Below are 14,032 nucleotides of genomic sequence, written 5' to 3' on the forward strand. Positions count from 1 at the left end.
AGAAATGTGCGTCTGATCAACCGAGCAGGTGCTTCACGCCGTCGCGCTCTTCCTGGAGTTCTTTAAGCGTCGCGCCCATTTTTTCTCGCGAGAAGCCGTCGATTTCCAGGCCTTTGATGATTTGATATTTACCGCCGGAACAGGTTACCGGGAAGCCATAAATAATGCCTTCGGGAATACCGTAGCTGCCGTCGGAAGCAATACCCATGGTCACCCATTTGCCATTGGTGCCCTGCGTCCAGTCGCGCATGTGGTCAATCGCGGCGTTAGCGGCGGAAGCCGCGGATGAAAGGCCGCGCGCTTCGATAACCGCCGCACCGCGCTTGCCTACAGTGGGGATGAAAATCTCGCGGTTCCATTTATCGTCGTTGATCATGGCTTTCACGCTCCGGCCATCAATGGTGGCGAAGCGATAATCCGGATACATGGTGGGTGAATGATTGCCCCAGACGACCAGTTTTTCTATCGAATCCACCGGCTTGCCGGTTTTAACGGCGAGTTGCGACAGCGCGCGATTATGGTCGAGCCGCAGCATGGCGGTGAAGGATTCGCGTGGAAGACTGGGCGCGCTGTTCATGGCGATATAGGCGTTGGTATTGGCGGGGTTACCCACCACCAACACTTTCACGTTGCGGCTTGCCACCTCATTGAGCGCGCGCCCCTGCACGGTGAAAATCGCGCCATTCGCTTCGAGCAAATCTTTTCTTTCCATGCCCTTACTGCGGGGACGGGCGCCGACCAGAAGCGCCGCATCGGCATCCTTGAATGCAGCTTTTGGATCGGGAGCGGCAGTCATACCGGCAAGCAGGGGAAAAGCGCAGTCCTCGAGTTCCATCATCACGCCTTTGAGCGCCGCCTGAGCTTTATCATCGGGAATCTCGAGCAACTGCAGGATCACCGGCTGATCCTTGCCCAACATTTCGCCACTGGCGATTCTGAAAAGAAGGCCATAGCCAATTTGGCCAGCGGCACCGCTAACCGCAACACGAACTGGTTTTTCCATTTAAATTATATGAATCATATCATTAAGAATTTTTATTCAAGTTTAATATGAGGATAAATTCAGGGTGTTTTCCGTGGTGAAGCAGGCTAGAAAAAGGCCGCATAAATTCTTGGCATGGTATGAAATAACCCCTGTCCCTGTCAATCAATTATTATATCTTATAAAAGATATATAACATCATGGACGGGACGCCGATTTTGTGTTAGAAATTGAGGCCAATGAACCACGCCAATCCATCCCCGGCTTTTCGCCCTCTCTACCAGCAGATCAAGATCCTGATCACCCAAAGGCTGATTTCCGGGGAGTGGCGTCCGGGGGAAGCGATTCCCAGCGAAACCGAGCTGGCCTCACGCTATAACGTAAGCCAGGGCACCGTGCGCAAGGCGATTTCCGAACTCGCCGATGAAAACCTTCTGATCCGCCACCAGGGCAAGGGCACTTTTGTTGCCTCACACACTGAGGAGCGGCGCCAGTTTCATTTCGTGCGCATTACCTCGGACAAAGGCGGGGCGATTTATCCGGAAGGGGAGCTTCTGGAATGCCGGCGCGGCAAGGCTGATAGCGCCACGGCAAAACTCCTGGAAATCCACAGCGGCGCCTCGCTGGTAGTGATCCGCCGTTTGCTCAAGGAATCGGCAAAGCCGGTGCTGCTGGAAGAAATCCGCGTACCCGCCGCGTTGTTTAAGGGTCTTAACGACGAAGTCATCAACCAGCACCGGTGCAAGATGTACAGTATGTTCGAGTCTGCCTTCGGCATTCGCATTACCCAAGTGGTCGAGCAACTCAAGGCGGTGGCTGCCAGCAGCGAGGCCGCCAAATTATTAAAGCTGGCCGAGGGTGCGCCGCTGCTTTCCATCGAGCGCGTAGCTTACACCTATGGGGATAAACCGGTAGAGTGGCGCAAAAGCCTGTGCAACGCCAAAGAACACTATTACATGAATAAAATAGTATAAGTCCATGTAATATAATTGAAAACTAATGAGCAAAAAACGACCTAAATATCTCGATTTGCTGAAAATACGGCTGCCGCTTCCGGGGTGGGTTTCCATCCTGCACCGTATCAGCGGCGTGGCACTGTTTCTGTTCATTCCTTTTTTACTTTGGCTGCTGCAATTGAGCGTTGTTTCGCCGGAAAGTTTTGCCGGCTTCAAGTCCTCGCTGGCCAACCCGCTGGTGAAATTAATCCTGTTCGGCTTGCTGTGGGCGTTTCTGCACCACTTCCTTGCCGGCATTCGCTATCTGACGCTGGATGTACATTGGGGCACCGAGCTTTCCCAGGCGCGGGCGACCAGCGTAGCGGTATTGGTTGTGAGCATCGTGCTAACGCTGCTAATAGGGACGAGGCTATGGTGAAGCGCATCGTCCTCGGCGCCCATCACGGCCTGCGTGACTGGCTGGTGCAGCGTGTGAGCGCGGTGGTGATGGTCGTCTACACGTTGATTGTGCTTTGTGTGCTGCTGGTCCAGCCGTCGCTGCAATATGCCGAATGGAAAGCGCTGTTCAGTGACCAGTGGATGCGTCTGGCAAGCCTGCTTTTTTTGTTGAGCATGTTTATCCACGCATGGATCGGCGTACACGACGTTCTCATGGATTACATCCAGCCAACCGGCGTGCGCTTGTTGCTCCAGGCGCCGGTAATTCTTGCACTGATCGGCTATGCAGCGTGGTCAATCCAGATTCTTTGGAGCGTGTAAATGGCGTTGGCGAAAAGAACATTTGATGCGGTGATCGTTGGCGGCGGCGGCTCCGGCTTGCGCGCTGCGTTGCAGCTTTCTGATGCCGGGTTGAAATGCGCGGTGCTGTCGAAAGTGTTTCCCACTCGCTCTCACACTGTCGCGGCGCAAGGCGGTATCGGGGCGTCACTCGGCAACATGGGCGAAGACAATTGGCTGTGGCACATGTATGACACGGTAAAGGGCTCCGATTACCTCGGCGACCAGGACGCGATTGAGTTTATGTGCCGCATGGCGCCGCAGGTGGTGTATGAACTTGAGCACTTTGGCATGCCGTTTGACCGCAACGAGGACGGCACTATTTATCAGCGCCCATTTGGCGGGCACTCGCGGAATTTCGGCGAGCGGCCGGTGCAGAGAAGCTGCTGTGCGGCGGATCGTACCGGGCATGCCATGCTCCACACCCTGTATCAGCGCAACGTGCGGGCCCGTACCCAGTTTTTCGTGGAGTGGATGGCACTCGATCTGATTCGTGACCCGAGCGGCCATGTGCTCGGCGTCACCACACTGGAAATGGAAACCGGCGAAGTGATGATTCTGCAAGCGCGTGCGACCTTGTTTGCTACTGGCGGGGCGGGACGCATTTATGCGGCGAGCACCAACGCTTTCATCAATACCGGCGACGGCCTGGGCATGGCGGCACGTGCCGGTATTCCGCTGGAAGACATGGAGTTCTGGCAGTTCCACCCGACCGGCATCGCCGGTGCCGGTGTGCTGATTACCGAAGGCGTGCGCGGCGAGGGCGGTTATCTGCTTAACAAGAACGGCGAGCGCTTCATGGAGCGCTATGCCCCCACCATGAAGGATTTGGCTTCGCGCGACGTAGTGTCGCGGGCCATGGCGACCGAAATCAAGGAAGGCCGCGGTTGCGGCAAAAATGCCGATTACATTTTCCTCAAGCTCGATCATCTCGGTCCGGAAGTGATCGAAAAGCGATTGCCCGGCATTCGTGAAATCGCCAGGAAATTCGCCAACGTCGACCCGGTGAAAGATCCGATCCCGGTGGTGCCGACCTGCCATTATCAGATGGGCGGCATCCCGACCAATTATCACGGCCAGGTGATCGTGCCCAAAGGCGACGACATGGAACAGCCGGTGCCGGGCTTCTATGCGGCGGGCGAGTGCGCCTGCGCCTCGATTCACGGTGCAAACCGCCTCGGCACCAATTCGCTCACCGATCTTTTGGTGTTCGGCAAGGCGGCAGGCGACCACATGCTCAAGTTTCTCGAGGAAAACCCGAGCCACAAGAACCTGCCCAAGGACGCTGGCGATCTTACTCAGGCGCGGCTGACGCGGCTGGAAAGCCAGCAAAACGGCGAGAATGTTTATACCGTGGCGGCGGAAATGCGCAAGACCATGCAGGCGCATTGCGGCGTGTTCCGCTTTCCTGACTTGCTGAGGGAAGGCGTGAAAAAAATCAGGGAAATCGTTGAGCGCGTGAAGCACACAGAAATCAAGGACAAGAGCAAGGTGTTCAATACCGCGCGCGTGGAAGCACTGGAGCTTGATAATCTGATCGAAGTAGCGCAGGCCAGCGTGATTTCCGCCGAGGCGCGCAACGAGTCGCGCGGCGCGCACGACCGCGTTGATTTTCACAAGCGCGACGACATCAACTGGCTCAAGCATACCCTTTACTATAAAGACGGCCAGCGTCTGGTCTACAAACCGGTGCATTTGAAACCATTGACCGTCGAGACGTTTAAACCCAAAGCCCGCGTCTATTAGGAGCAGACATGCGATTCAGCATTTTCCGCTATGACCCGGACCAGGACGCCAAGCCCTACATGCGGGATTACGACATCCAGCTCGAGCCCGACGACCGCATGCTGCTCGACGCGCTGGAGCGAATCAAGGCGGTGGACGATTCGCTTTCCTTGCGCCGCTCCTGCCGTGAAGGGGTGTGCGGCTCGGATGCGATGAACATCAACGGCAAGAACGGCCTGGCCTGTGTCACCCGGCTTGCCGAGTTAAAGGAACCGGTGGTCTTGTGCCCGCTCCCTGGCTTACCGGTGATTCGCGACCTGATTGTGGACATGTCGCAGTTCTTCAAGCAGTACAACTCGATCAAGCCCTATGTCGTCAACAACGATCCGCCGCCCGAGAAGGAGCGGCTGCAGTCACCCGCGGACCGCGAGAAGCTGAACGGGCTCTATGAGTGCATCCTGTGCGCGTGTTGCACGACTGCCTGCCCCTCGTTCTGGTGGAACCAGGACAAGTTTGTCGGCCCGGCGGGCTTGCTGATGGCCTACCGTTTCATCGTGGATTCCCGCGACCGGGCGACCAACGAGCGGCTGGATGATTTGGAAGACCCGTACCGGCTGTTCCGCTGCCATACCATCATGAATTGCGTGGACGTTTGCCCGAAAGGGCTAAATCCGACGCGCGCTATAGGTAAAATCAAGGAGCTTATGGTCAAGCGCAGCGTATGAAAGGTGAAGATTTAATGCGTTTACGGTGGCAGTGCCGGCGCGGCCTGCTGGAGCTGGACTTGCTATTGAGCCGTTTTCTGGACACGCATTATGCAGGCTTGAGCAAGCCCCAGATCCGGGCGTTTGAACAGCTTCTCGATTATCCGGATCAGGAGCTTCTGGATCTGATCATGGCCCGGGCCGAGCCGGCGGATTCCGGTATCAACACGGTGTTGCGGCTGGTGCGTGGCAGCTGAGGCAATGGTTTGGACTCGCGCAGGGCAAGATAACAATCATGAATAATCCAAGGAAATAATCATGGATAAGCAGCGTAAAGCGGTTCTTTCATTCAGCGACGGCAGCAGGGAGTCGATCGAATTCCCGATTCTTTCGGGAGCCATCGGCCCGGAGGTGATCGATATCCGCACGCTGCACGCCAAGAGCGGCATGTTTACTTACGATCCCGGATTTCTTTCGACCGCGAGCTGCACCTCAACCATCACTTATATTGACGGCGACAAGGGCATACTGCTCTATCGCGGCTACCCGATAGAGCAGCTCGCGCAGCATTGCGATTTTCTCGAGGTTTGCTATCTGCTGCTGAACGGGGAACTTCCAAACAAGGCGCAAAAGGAAAGTTTTGACAACACCATCAAAGACCACACCATGGTGCATGAGCAGCTGGCGCGCTTCTACAGCGGCTTCCGCCGTGACGCGCATCCGATGGCGGTGATGGTGGGCGTGGTGGGTGCGCTGTCCGCTTTCTATCACGACGCCATGGATATCAGCGATGCACAGCATCGTGAAGTCTCGGCCTACCGGTTGATCGCCAAAGTGCCAACCATTGTCGCCATGTGCTACAAGTACAACATCGGCCAGCCGTTCATGTATCCGCGTAATGCGCTGAATTATGTGGAGAATTTTTTCCACATGATGTTTTCCACGCCGGCGGGGGACTACAAGGTCAATCCGGTGCTGGTGCGCGCGCTCGACCGCATCTTGATTCTGCATGCCGATCACGAACAAAACGCGTCTACCTCTACCGTGCGCCTGTCGGGCTCGAGCGGCGCCAACCCGTTCGCCTGCATTTCCGCCGGCATCGCCTGCCTGTGGGGGCCGGCGCACGGCGGCGCCAACGAGGCCTGTCTCAACATGCTGGAGCAAATCGGCGACGTTTCCCGCATCGGCGAATACATCAAGCGCGCCAAGGACAAGAACGACCCTTTCAGGCTGATGGGCTTCGGCCACCGCGTGTACAAGAACTATGACCCGCGGGCCAAACTCATGCGCGAAACCTGCCACGAGGTGCTGAACGAGCTGGGGCTGCAAAACGATCGTCTGTTCAAGCTTGCCGTCGAGCTCGAGAAGATCGCGCTGGAAGACGATTATTTTGTTTCCAGGAAACTCTACCCCAACGTCGATTTCTATTCCGGCATCGTGCAGCGCGCGCTGGGGATTCCGGTGAGCATGTTCACCGCGATTTTCGCCATGGCGCGCACCGTGGGCTGGATTGCGCAATGGAACGAAATGGTCTCGGACACCGAATACAAGATCGCCCGGCCGCGGCAACTCTATAACGGCGCGATGAAGCGCGACGTGGTGCCGATCACCAAGCGCAAGTAAAGGAGATAATCATGTGGCAAAAAATGCTGGGCAATTCCTACCTGTACGGAGCGAATGCGCCGTTCATCGAGGAATTGTACGAATCTTATTTGCGCGATCCAAATTTGGTGAGCGGCGCCTGGCGCGAGTACTTTGACCAGATCAAGGGTACGGCCAACGAGGTTTCGCACAGCCTGATCCGGCAGACCTTTGTCGAGCTGGCGAAGCGCCGCGGCAATGTCCAGGCTGTGGCGGCGCCGACTCCCACCATCGCGGCGGCGGAGAAGAAACAGGTTTCAGTCCTGCAGCTGATCAACGCCCACCGCTTCCTTGGCGTGCGCCACGCCACTCTCGATCCGCTGAAGCGTCATGAGCGGCCGCACATCCCGGAACTCGACCCGGCGCATTACGGACTCGCCGAAGCGGACATGAACACCGTGTTCAACACCGGTTCGCTGGTCGGCCCCGAGACGGCGACCCTGCGGGAGATCCTGCACTCTGTCAAGCAGACCTATTGCGGCAATATCGGCGTTGAGTACATGTACATCGCCGATACTGCGCAGAAGCGCTGGATCCAGCACCGCTTCGAGTCGGTCCGCTCGCAGCCGAATTATTCTCCCGATTACAAGCGCCACATCCTGGAGCGGCTCATCGCGGCCGAGGGCCTGGAAAAATATCTGCACACCCGTTACGTCGGGCAGAAGCGGTTTTCGCTGGAAGGCGGCGACACGCTGATCCCGATGCTTGACAACCTGCTGCAGCGCGCGGGCGGGGCCGGCGTGCAGGAACTGGTGATCGGCATGGCCCATCGCGGGCGGCTCAACGTGTTGGTCAACATCATCGGCAAGATGCCGAAGGACCTGTTTTCCGAGTTCGAGGGCAAGCACGCGGAAGACCTGCCTTCCGGCGACGTGAAGTACCACCAGGGCTTTTCTTCCGATGTCATGACACCGGGCGGGCCGATGCACCTGACGCTGGCGTTCAATCCGTCGCACCTGGAGATTGTCAACCCGGTGGTGGAAGGCTCGGTGCGCGCGCGCCAGCACCGCAGGAAAGACCGCGAAGGCAAGCAGGTGCTGCCGGTGCTAATCCACGGTGATGCCGCGTTTGCCGGGCAGGGCGTGGTCATGGAGACGCTCAACCTCTCGCAGACGCGAGGCTACGGCACCGGCGGCACGGTGCACATCATGGTCAACAACCAGATCGGCTTCACCACTTCGGATCCCCGCGACAGCCGCTCGACGATCTACTGCACCGACGTGGTGAAGATGGTCGAGGCGCCCATCTTCCACGTCAACGGCGACGACCCGGAGGCGGCGGTGATGGCAATCGAGATCGCGCTCGACTACCGCATGAAATTCCAGAAGGACGCGGTCGTGGACCTGGTCTGCTTCCGCAAGCTCGGCCATAACGAACAGGACGAGCCGATGGTTACGCAGCCGCTGATGTACAAAATCATTAACAAGCATCCCGGGACCTGCAAGCTCTATGCAGACAAACTGGTTGCAGAAGGAGTCCTCAAGCCGGGCGAGGCCGAGGAAATGATTAATTCCTACCGCAGTGCAATGGATGCGGGCACCCACACCAACAAAACCATTCTTTCAAACTACAAGCCGCCGTTCGCGGTGAACTGGGCGTCCTACAAGAACACCAAGTGGAACGAGAACGACGACACGACGCTGCCGCTCGCCGATCTGCGGATGCTGGCTGAAAAGCTGACCACCATACCGCCGAACTTCAAGCTCCATCCCCGGGTCGAAAAGATTATCGCCGACCGCCGTCTGATGGGGCAGGGCAAGCTGCCGGTTGACTGGGGCATGGCGGAGAACCTCGCCTACGCCTCGCTGCTCAAGGACGGCTTCGCGGTGCGCATCTCGGGGCAGGACTCCGGGCGCGGCACTTTTTTCCACCGCCACGCGGTGCTGCACGACCAGAACCGGGAGAGATGGGACTCGGGAAGTTACATCCCGCTGCAACACATAGCGCCCAACCAGGGCGATTTCCTTGTCATCGACTCGGTGCTGTCGGAAGAAGCGGTTCTCGGTTTCGAGTACGGGTACTCAACCTCGGAGCCGAACGAATTGGTGGTGTGGGAGGCGCAGTTCGGCGATTTCGCCAACGGTGCCCAGGTGGTGATCGATCAGTTCATCGCGGCCGGCGAAGTCAAATGGGGCCGCATCAGCGGGCTGGTCATGATGCTGCCCCACGGCTACGATGGCCAGGGACCCGAACACTCCTCCGCGCGCCTGGAGCGTTACCTGCAACTGTGCGCCGACTACAATATTCAGGTTTGCGTGCCGGCGACACCGGTGCAGATGTTCTTCCTGCTGCGCCGGCAGATGATCCGTCCTTACCGCAAGCCGCTTGTCATCATGACACCGAAGAGCCTGCTGCGCCATAAGGAGTCGGTGTCACCGCTGAAAGAGTTTGCAGAAAGCAAGTTCAAGCCCGTTAACGCCGAATGGGACGCCGACATCAAGCCGGAAAACGTCAAGCGCGTGATCTTCTGCAGCGGCAAGGTGTTTTACGATCTGCGCGCGGCGCGCCGGGAACGCGGCATCAAGGATGTCGCCATTGTGCGCATCGCCCAGCTCTATCCTTTCCCTCACGACGATTTCCAGGAGCAGATCGACCTCTACGGCAACGCGAAGGAGGTCCTGTGGTGCCAGGAAGAACCGGGCAACCAGGGCGCGTGGCACCGCATCCAGCACTACCTCCTGCGGCATATGCGCGCCGACCAGGTCTTGAGCTACGCCCTGCGGCCCTCATCGGCGTCGCCCGCGGTGGGATACCTCTCGCTTCACAACCAACAGCAGAAAGAGGTCGTTGATGCCGCTTTCGGGGAAATCACGGATAACTTTGTCGTTCCGGCGAAGGGCGCCGAGTGGCAGAATATTCAACGCAAACCGCAGCGCGGCGGGTAAATTACTAACGGAAAAAGCATGCTGATTGAAGTCAAAGTACCGCAACTATCGGAATCGGTCGCCGAAGCGACGCTGCTCGCGTGGCACAAGAAGCAAGGTGAGGCGGTCAAGCGCGACGAAAATCTGATAGACATTGAGACCGACAAGGTGGTGCTGGAACTTCCCGCGCCAAGCTCGGGGGTGCTGGCGAAAATCATCAAGAACGACGGCGCCACCGTGGTCAGCAATGAAATCATCGCCACCATTGATACCGATGCCAAACCGACAGCCGCTTCCGCTTCAGCGGCATCGGCGCTGGCCAAAACCGCGCCGGCCAAAGCGGAACAACCGGTTTTGCTGCCGGCCGCCAGGAAAATGGTTGCTGAAAACAAGCTCGATCCCGCAGAAATCAGCGGCACGGGCCGCGGCGGGCGCGTCACCAAAGGTGATGTGCTGGCGCATCAGGAAGGTGTCGCGCAGCCCAAAGCCCGTGAACCCGCGGCGGCCGGCAGCCGCCCGGAACAGCGGGTACCGATGTCGCGGCTGCGTGCCCGCATTGCCGAGCGCCTGGTGCAATCGCAGCAGACGGCCGCGATTCTCACTACGTTTAACGAAGTCAACATGCAGCCGGTGATGGAACTGCGCAACCACTACAAGGAAAAATTCGAGAAGGAGCATGGCGTGAAACTGGGTTTCATGTCATTTTTTGTCAAGGCGGCCGTCTCCGCGCTCAAAAAGTTCCCGATCGTCAATGCATCGGTGGACGGCAATGACATTATCTATCATGGTTATTTCGATATCGGCATCGCGGTGGGTTCTCCGCGCGGGCTGGTGGTGCCCATCATCCGCGACGCCGACCAGTTGTCGTTTGCGGACGTCGAGAAGCAGATCGCCGAGTTCGACAAGCGCGCGCAGGACGGCAAATTGAGCCTCGAAGAGCTGACCGGCGGCACCTTTTCGATTTCCAACGGCGGGGTGTTCGGCTCGATGCTGTCCACGCCCATTATCAATCCGCCGCAAAGCGCGATCCTCGGCATCCATGCCACAAAAGAGCGCCCGGTGGTGGAAAACGGCCAGATCGTGGTGCGCCCGATGAATTATCTTGCGCTTTCCTATGACCATCGGATTATCGACGGGCGCGAAGCGGTGCTATCGCTGGTGGCGATCAAGGAAGCGCTGGAAGACCCGGCGCGGTTGCTGTTGGAACTCTGAAAATCTTGAACCGCTGAGGACGCAAAGGACGCGGAGGAAGACAAGAACCAATAATTGATTTGGTTTTCCTCGGCGACCTCCGCGGTGCAATTATTAAAGGTAAATCATGGCGAAGACGTTTGATGTGGCCGTCATCGGCGCCGGTCCTGGCGGTTATGTGGCGGCGATCCGCTGCGGGCAACTGGGTCTTAACACTGTCTGTGTCGACGAGTGGAAAAACGACAAGGGCAAACCCAGCCTTGGCGGCACTTGCCTGAACGTCGGTTGCATCCCCTCCAAAGCACTGCTCGAATCCTCGGAGAATTACCAACGCGTGAAGCACAAGTTTGCCGAGCACGGCATCCAAGCGCAGAACGTGAGCCTGGACGTAGCGGCGATGCTGGCGCGCAAGAACAAGATCGTCGAGAACTTCACCGGCGGCATTGCCTTGCTGTTCAAGAAAAACAAGGTCGCGGCCATGCACGGCAAAGGCCGCCTGGTTTCCGCCGGCGCGATTTATCGGATAGAAATTGCGGATAATGGCAAGACGGAAACAATAGAAGCCAAGCATGTCATTATCGCCACCGGCTCGGTGCCGCGCCCGCTCCCCGGCGCGGAGGTGGACAACAATTTGATTGTGGACAATGCCGGCGCGCTTGCATTTAATGAGGCGCCGAAACGCCTGGGCTTGGTCGGTGCGGGCGTGATCGGGTTGGAGATGGGCAGCGTGTGGCGGCGTCTGGGCTCGGAAGTAACCATTCTCGAGGCGCTGCCGGGATTTCTGCCGGCGGCGGATGAGCAGGTCGCGAAAGAAGCACAAAAGATTTTTACCCGGGAGCAGGGACTGGATATCCGCACCGGGGTCAAAATTACTTCGGTTAAAACCGGAAAAAAACAAGTCACGGTGGAATACCGGGATGCCCAAGGCGCCAGTCAAACGCTGGAATGCGACAAGCTGATTGTCGCCATTGGCCGCATGCCCAATACGTCCGGCTTGGGCGCGGAGAAAGTGGGATTGAAGCTTGATGGCGGCGGCTTCATCGAGGTCGATGCGCATTGCCGCACCAATTTGCCCAATCTGTTTGCGATTGGCGACGTGGTGCGCGGTCCAATGCTGGCGCACAAGGCTTCCGAAGAAGGTGTGATGGTGGCGGAAACCATTGCGGGGCAGGCGGGACACATCAATCCTGACACTATTCCTTGGGTTATCTATACTTCGCCTGAAATCGCCTGGGTGGGCAAAACTGAACAGGAATTGAAAAAAGCCGGAGCGCAATACCGCACCGGGCAGTTTCCGTTCATGGCCAATGGCCGCGCCAGGAGCCTCGGCGAAACCGCCGGTTTTGTAAAAATCCTCGCCGATGCCAGAACCGACCGCATTCTCGGCGTGCATATCATCGGCCCATACGCTTCGGAAATGATTGCCGAAGCGGTGGTGGCGATGGAATTTGCCGCGAGTGCGGAGGACATCGCGCGCATCGTGCACGCCCATCCATCGCTTTCCGAGGCGTTTCACGAAGCAGCTCTGGGCGTAGACAAGCGCACCTTGCATATATGAGCCGCTTGAGAGGCGGCGGGGGAATTTCAACGCACGGCAAGCCGGCTGATCGAAATGCAGTCGCGCAGCTACCTTTCGCAGACTCACCTGTCGTAAATTTTTCTACTAGAGCCTGATTAAAAAATTGTCCATGCAGAAATTCAAGGCTTACCGGATTTTCAATGAAGCCGGCAAAACCCAAAGCCGCGTGGTGGAAATGACTCTGGATGAGCTGGATAAAGGGGAAGTGGTGCTGAAAGCCGCTTATTCCAGCGTCAATTACAAGGATGCGCTGGCGGCGACCGGCGCGGGCAAGGTGATTCGCCGTTTTCCCTGCGTCGGCGGCATCGACGTTTCCGGTACGGTGGTTTCCTGCAGCGATTCGCGATTCAAAGTGGGCGATGAAATTCTCGTGACCAGCTTCGATCTGGGCGTTTCTCACGACGGCGGCTATGCCGAATACGTGCGCGTGCCGGCGGATTGGGTGGTGCCGCTGCCCAAAGGTCTGAACCTTTTTGATGCCATGGCGCTGGGGACGGCCGGCTATACGGCGGGTCTTGCGGTGCTGCGCATGGAGCACGAAGGCCTCAAACCCGCCAACGGCCCGGTGATCGTCACCGGCGCCACCGGCGGTGTCGGCTCGATCGCGATTGATTTACTTGCCAAGCTTGGTTACCACGTGGTGGCGTTGACCGGGAAGGAGGCCGAGGCCGATTACCTGAAAAAACTGGGCGCAAAAGAAGTGATGCTGCGCTCAAGTCTTGACTTGTCAAAGATTCGGCCCTTGGACAAAGCGACTTGGGCAGGAGCGGTGGACAGCCTTGGCGGCGACGTGCTGGCTTGGCTGGCGAGCACCATGAAGCAGGCCGGGACGATCGCGTGCATCGGTTTGGTCGCCAGCGTCAGCCTCAACACCACGGTCGCGCCTTTCATTTTCCGCGGAGTAAGCCTGCTCGGCGTGGATTCTGCTTATACGCCGATGCCGCAGCGGCTGGAAGTCTGGAAGCGGCTTGCGACTGACATGCGCCCGTCGCATTTAAAGGACATGACGCGTACCATTCCTCTCGACGAATTGCTGCAGGTGTTCGACGGTTTTCTCAAAGGGCAGGTACGCGGACGCACGGTGGTTAAAATCAGCTAGGCAGGGGAGACCAATGGCGCAAAGCTACCAAGAGTTTTACCGCCGCTCCATAGAGCAACCCGATGCCTTTTGGAGCGAGCAGGCGAAGCTGGTTGATTGGCACAAGCCGTTCAATAAGGTCCTGGATTACAGCAAACCGCCGTTTGCCAAGTGGTTTGTCGGGGGCGAAACCAATCTTTGCCATAACGCGGTGGACCGTCATGTCAAGACGCGCGGTGATCAGAAGGCGCTGATCTGGATTTCCACTGAAGTCAACCAGGAGCAAAGTTACACTTACCGCGAACTGCACACCGAAGTGCAGCGCGCAGCAGGCATGATGCAGTCGCTGGGCGTCAAAAAAGGCGACCGCGTCATCATTTATATGCCTATGGTTCCCGAAGCGGCGTTCGCAATTCTGGCATGTGCCCGCATCGGCGCGATTCATTCGGTGGTGTTCGGCGGCTTTGCCGCGGTGAGCCTGGCGGCACGCATCGATGACGCAAAACCGAAGCTGATGATCACCGCCGACGGCGGC

The 14,032-nt window shown here is 57.9% G+C and carries 13 protein-coding genes; 12 read left to right on the forward strand and 1 reads right to left on the reverse strand.

Annotation, left to right across the window (positions count from 1 at the left end):
• Positions 1 to 16: 16 nt before the first annotated feature.
• The gene (locus VHE58_09410) at positions 17 to 1,003 is read right to left on the reverse strand and encodes a malate dehydrogenase (protein HVS27493.1); all 987 of its coding nucleotides are present in this window, start codon (positions 1,001 to 1,003) and stop codon (positions 17 to 19) included.
• A gap of 218 nt (positions 1,004 to 1,221) precedes the next feature.
• On the opposite strand from VHE58_09410, the gene VHE58_09415 reads away from it, so the two are divergent.
• The 12 genes from VHE58_09415 to VHE58_09470 form a co-directional block, all read left to right on the forward strand.
• On the forward strand, positions 1,222 to 1,956 hold the full coding sequence (locus VHE58_09415; protein HVS27494.1) for a GntR family transcriptional regulator: 735 nt from the start codon (positions 1,222 to 1,224) through the stop codon (positions 1,954 to 1,956).
• A 25-nt stretch (positions 1,957 to 1,981) separates the two neighbouring features.
• Entirely contained in the window at positions 1,982 to 2,356 is a 375-nt protein-coding gene (gene sdhC / locus VHE58_09420) for a succinate dehydrogenase, cytochrome b556 subunit (protein HVS27495.1), read from the forward strand.
• On the forward strand, positions 2,350 to 2,697 hold the full coding sequence (gene sdhD / locus VHE58_09425; GenBank protein HVS27496.1) for a succinate dehydrogenase, hydrophobic membrane anchor protein: 348 nt from the start codon (positions 2,350 to 2,352) through the stop codon (positions 2,695 to 2,697). Before sdhC ends, sdhD begins: the two co-directional genes overlap by 7 nt.
• Positions 2,698 to 4,461 (forward strand): succinate dehydrogenase flavoprotein subunit, encoded by a 1,764-nt coding sequence (gene sdhA / locus VHE58_09430; GenBank protein HVS27497.1) that lies wholly within the window; start codon positions 2,698 to 2,700, stop codon positions 4,459 to 4,461.
• Between the two features lie 8 nt (positions 4,462 to 4,469).
• Positions 4,470 to 5,165 (forward strand): succinate dehydrogenase iron-sulfur subunit, encoded by a 696-nt coding sequence (locus tag VHE58_09435; GenBank protein ID HVS27498.1) that lies wholly within the window; start codon positions 4,470 to 4,472, stop codon positions 5,163 to 5,165.
• 14 nt (positions 5,166 to 5,179) lie between these two features.
• A complete protein-coding gene (locus tag VHE58_09440) occupies positions 5,180 to 5,401 on the forward strand; it encodes a succinate dehydrogenase assembly factor 2 (GenBank protein ID HVS27499.1) in 222 nt (73 codons plus the stop codon).
• A gap of 61 nt (positions 5,402 to 5,462) precedes the next feature.
• The gene (gene gltA / locus VHE58_09445; protein ID HVS27500.1) at positions 5,463 to 6,767 is read left to right on the forward strand and encodes a citrate synthase; all 1,305 of its coding nucleotides are present in this window, start codon (positions 5,463 to 5,465) and stop codon (positions 6,765 to 6,767) included.
• Between the two features lie 11 nt (positions 6,768 to 6,778).
• Positions 6,779 to 9,670, forward strand: a complete 2,892-nt coding sequence (locus VHE58_09450; protein ID HVS27501.1) for a 2-oxoglutarate dehydrogenase E1 component — start codon at positions 6,779 to 6,781, stop codon at positions 9,668 to 9,670.
• An 18-nt stretch (positions 9,671 to 9,688) separates the two neighbouring features.
• The gene (gene odhB, locus VHE58_09455) at positions 9,689 to 10,861 is read left to right on the forward strand and encodes a 2-oxoglutarate dehydrogenase complex dihydrolipoyllysine-residue succinyltransferase (protein ID HVS27502.1); all 1,173 of its coding nucleotides are present in this window, start codon (positions 9,689 to 9,691) and stop codon (positions 10,859 to 10,861) included.
• Positions 10,862 to 10,967: 106 nt separating this feature from the next.
• Positions 10,968 to 12,398, forward strand: coding sequence for a dihydrolipoyl dehydrogenase (gene lpdA, locus VHE58_09460; protein HVS27503.1), 1,431 nt, complete (start codon positions 10,968 to 10,970; stop codon positions 12,396 to 12,398).
• Positions 12,399 to 12,528: 130 nt separating this feature from the next.
• Complete coding sequence (locus VHE58_09465) at positions 12,529 to 13,518, forward strand: oxidoreductase (protein HVS27504.1); 990 nt, start codon at positions 12,529 to 12,531, stop codon at positions 13,516 to 13,518.
• 13 nt (positions 13,519 to 13,531) lie between these two features.
• Positions 13,532 to 14,032: acetyl-coenzyme A synthetase N-terminal domain-containing protein (locus VHE58_09470; GenBank protein HVS27505.1), on the forward strand; the 501-nt coding region annotated here is incomplete at its 3' end.

It is taken from the genome of Burkholderiales bacterium (genome assembly GCA_035543335.1).
In the GTDB taxonomy this organism is placed as follows: domain Bacteria; phylum Pseudomonadota; class Gammaproteobacteria; order Burkholderiales; family JAHFRG01; genus JAHFRG01.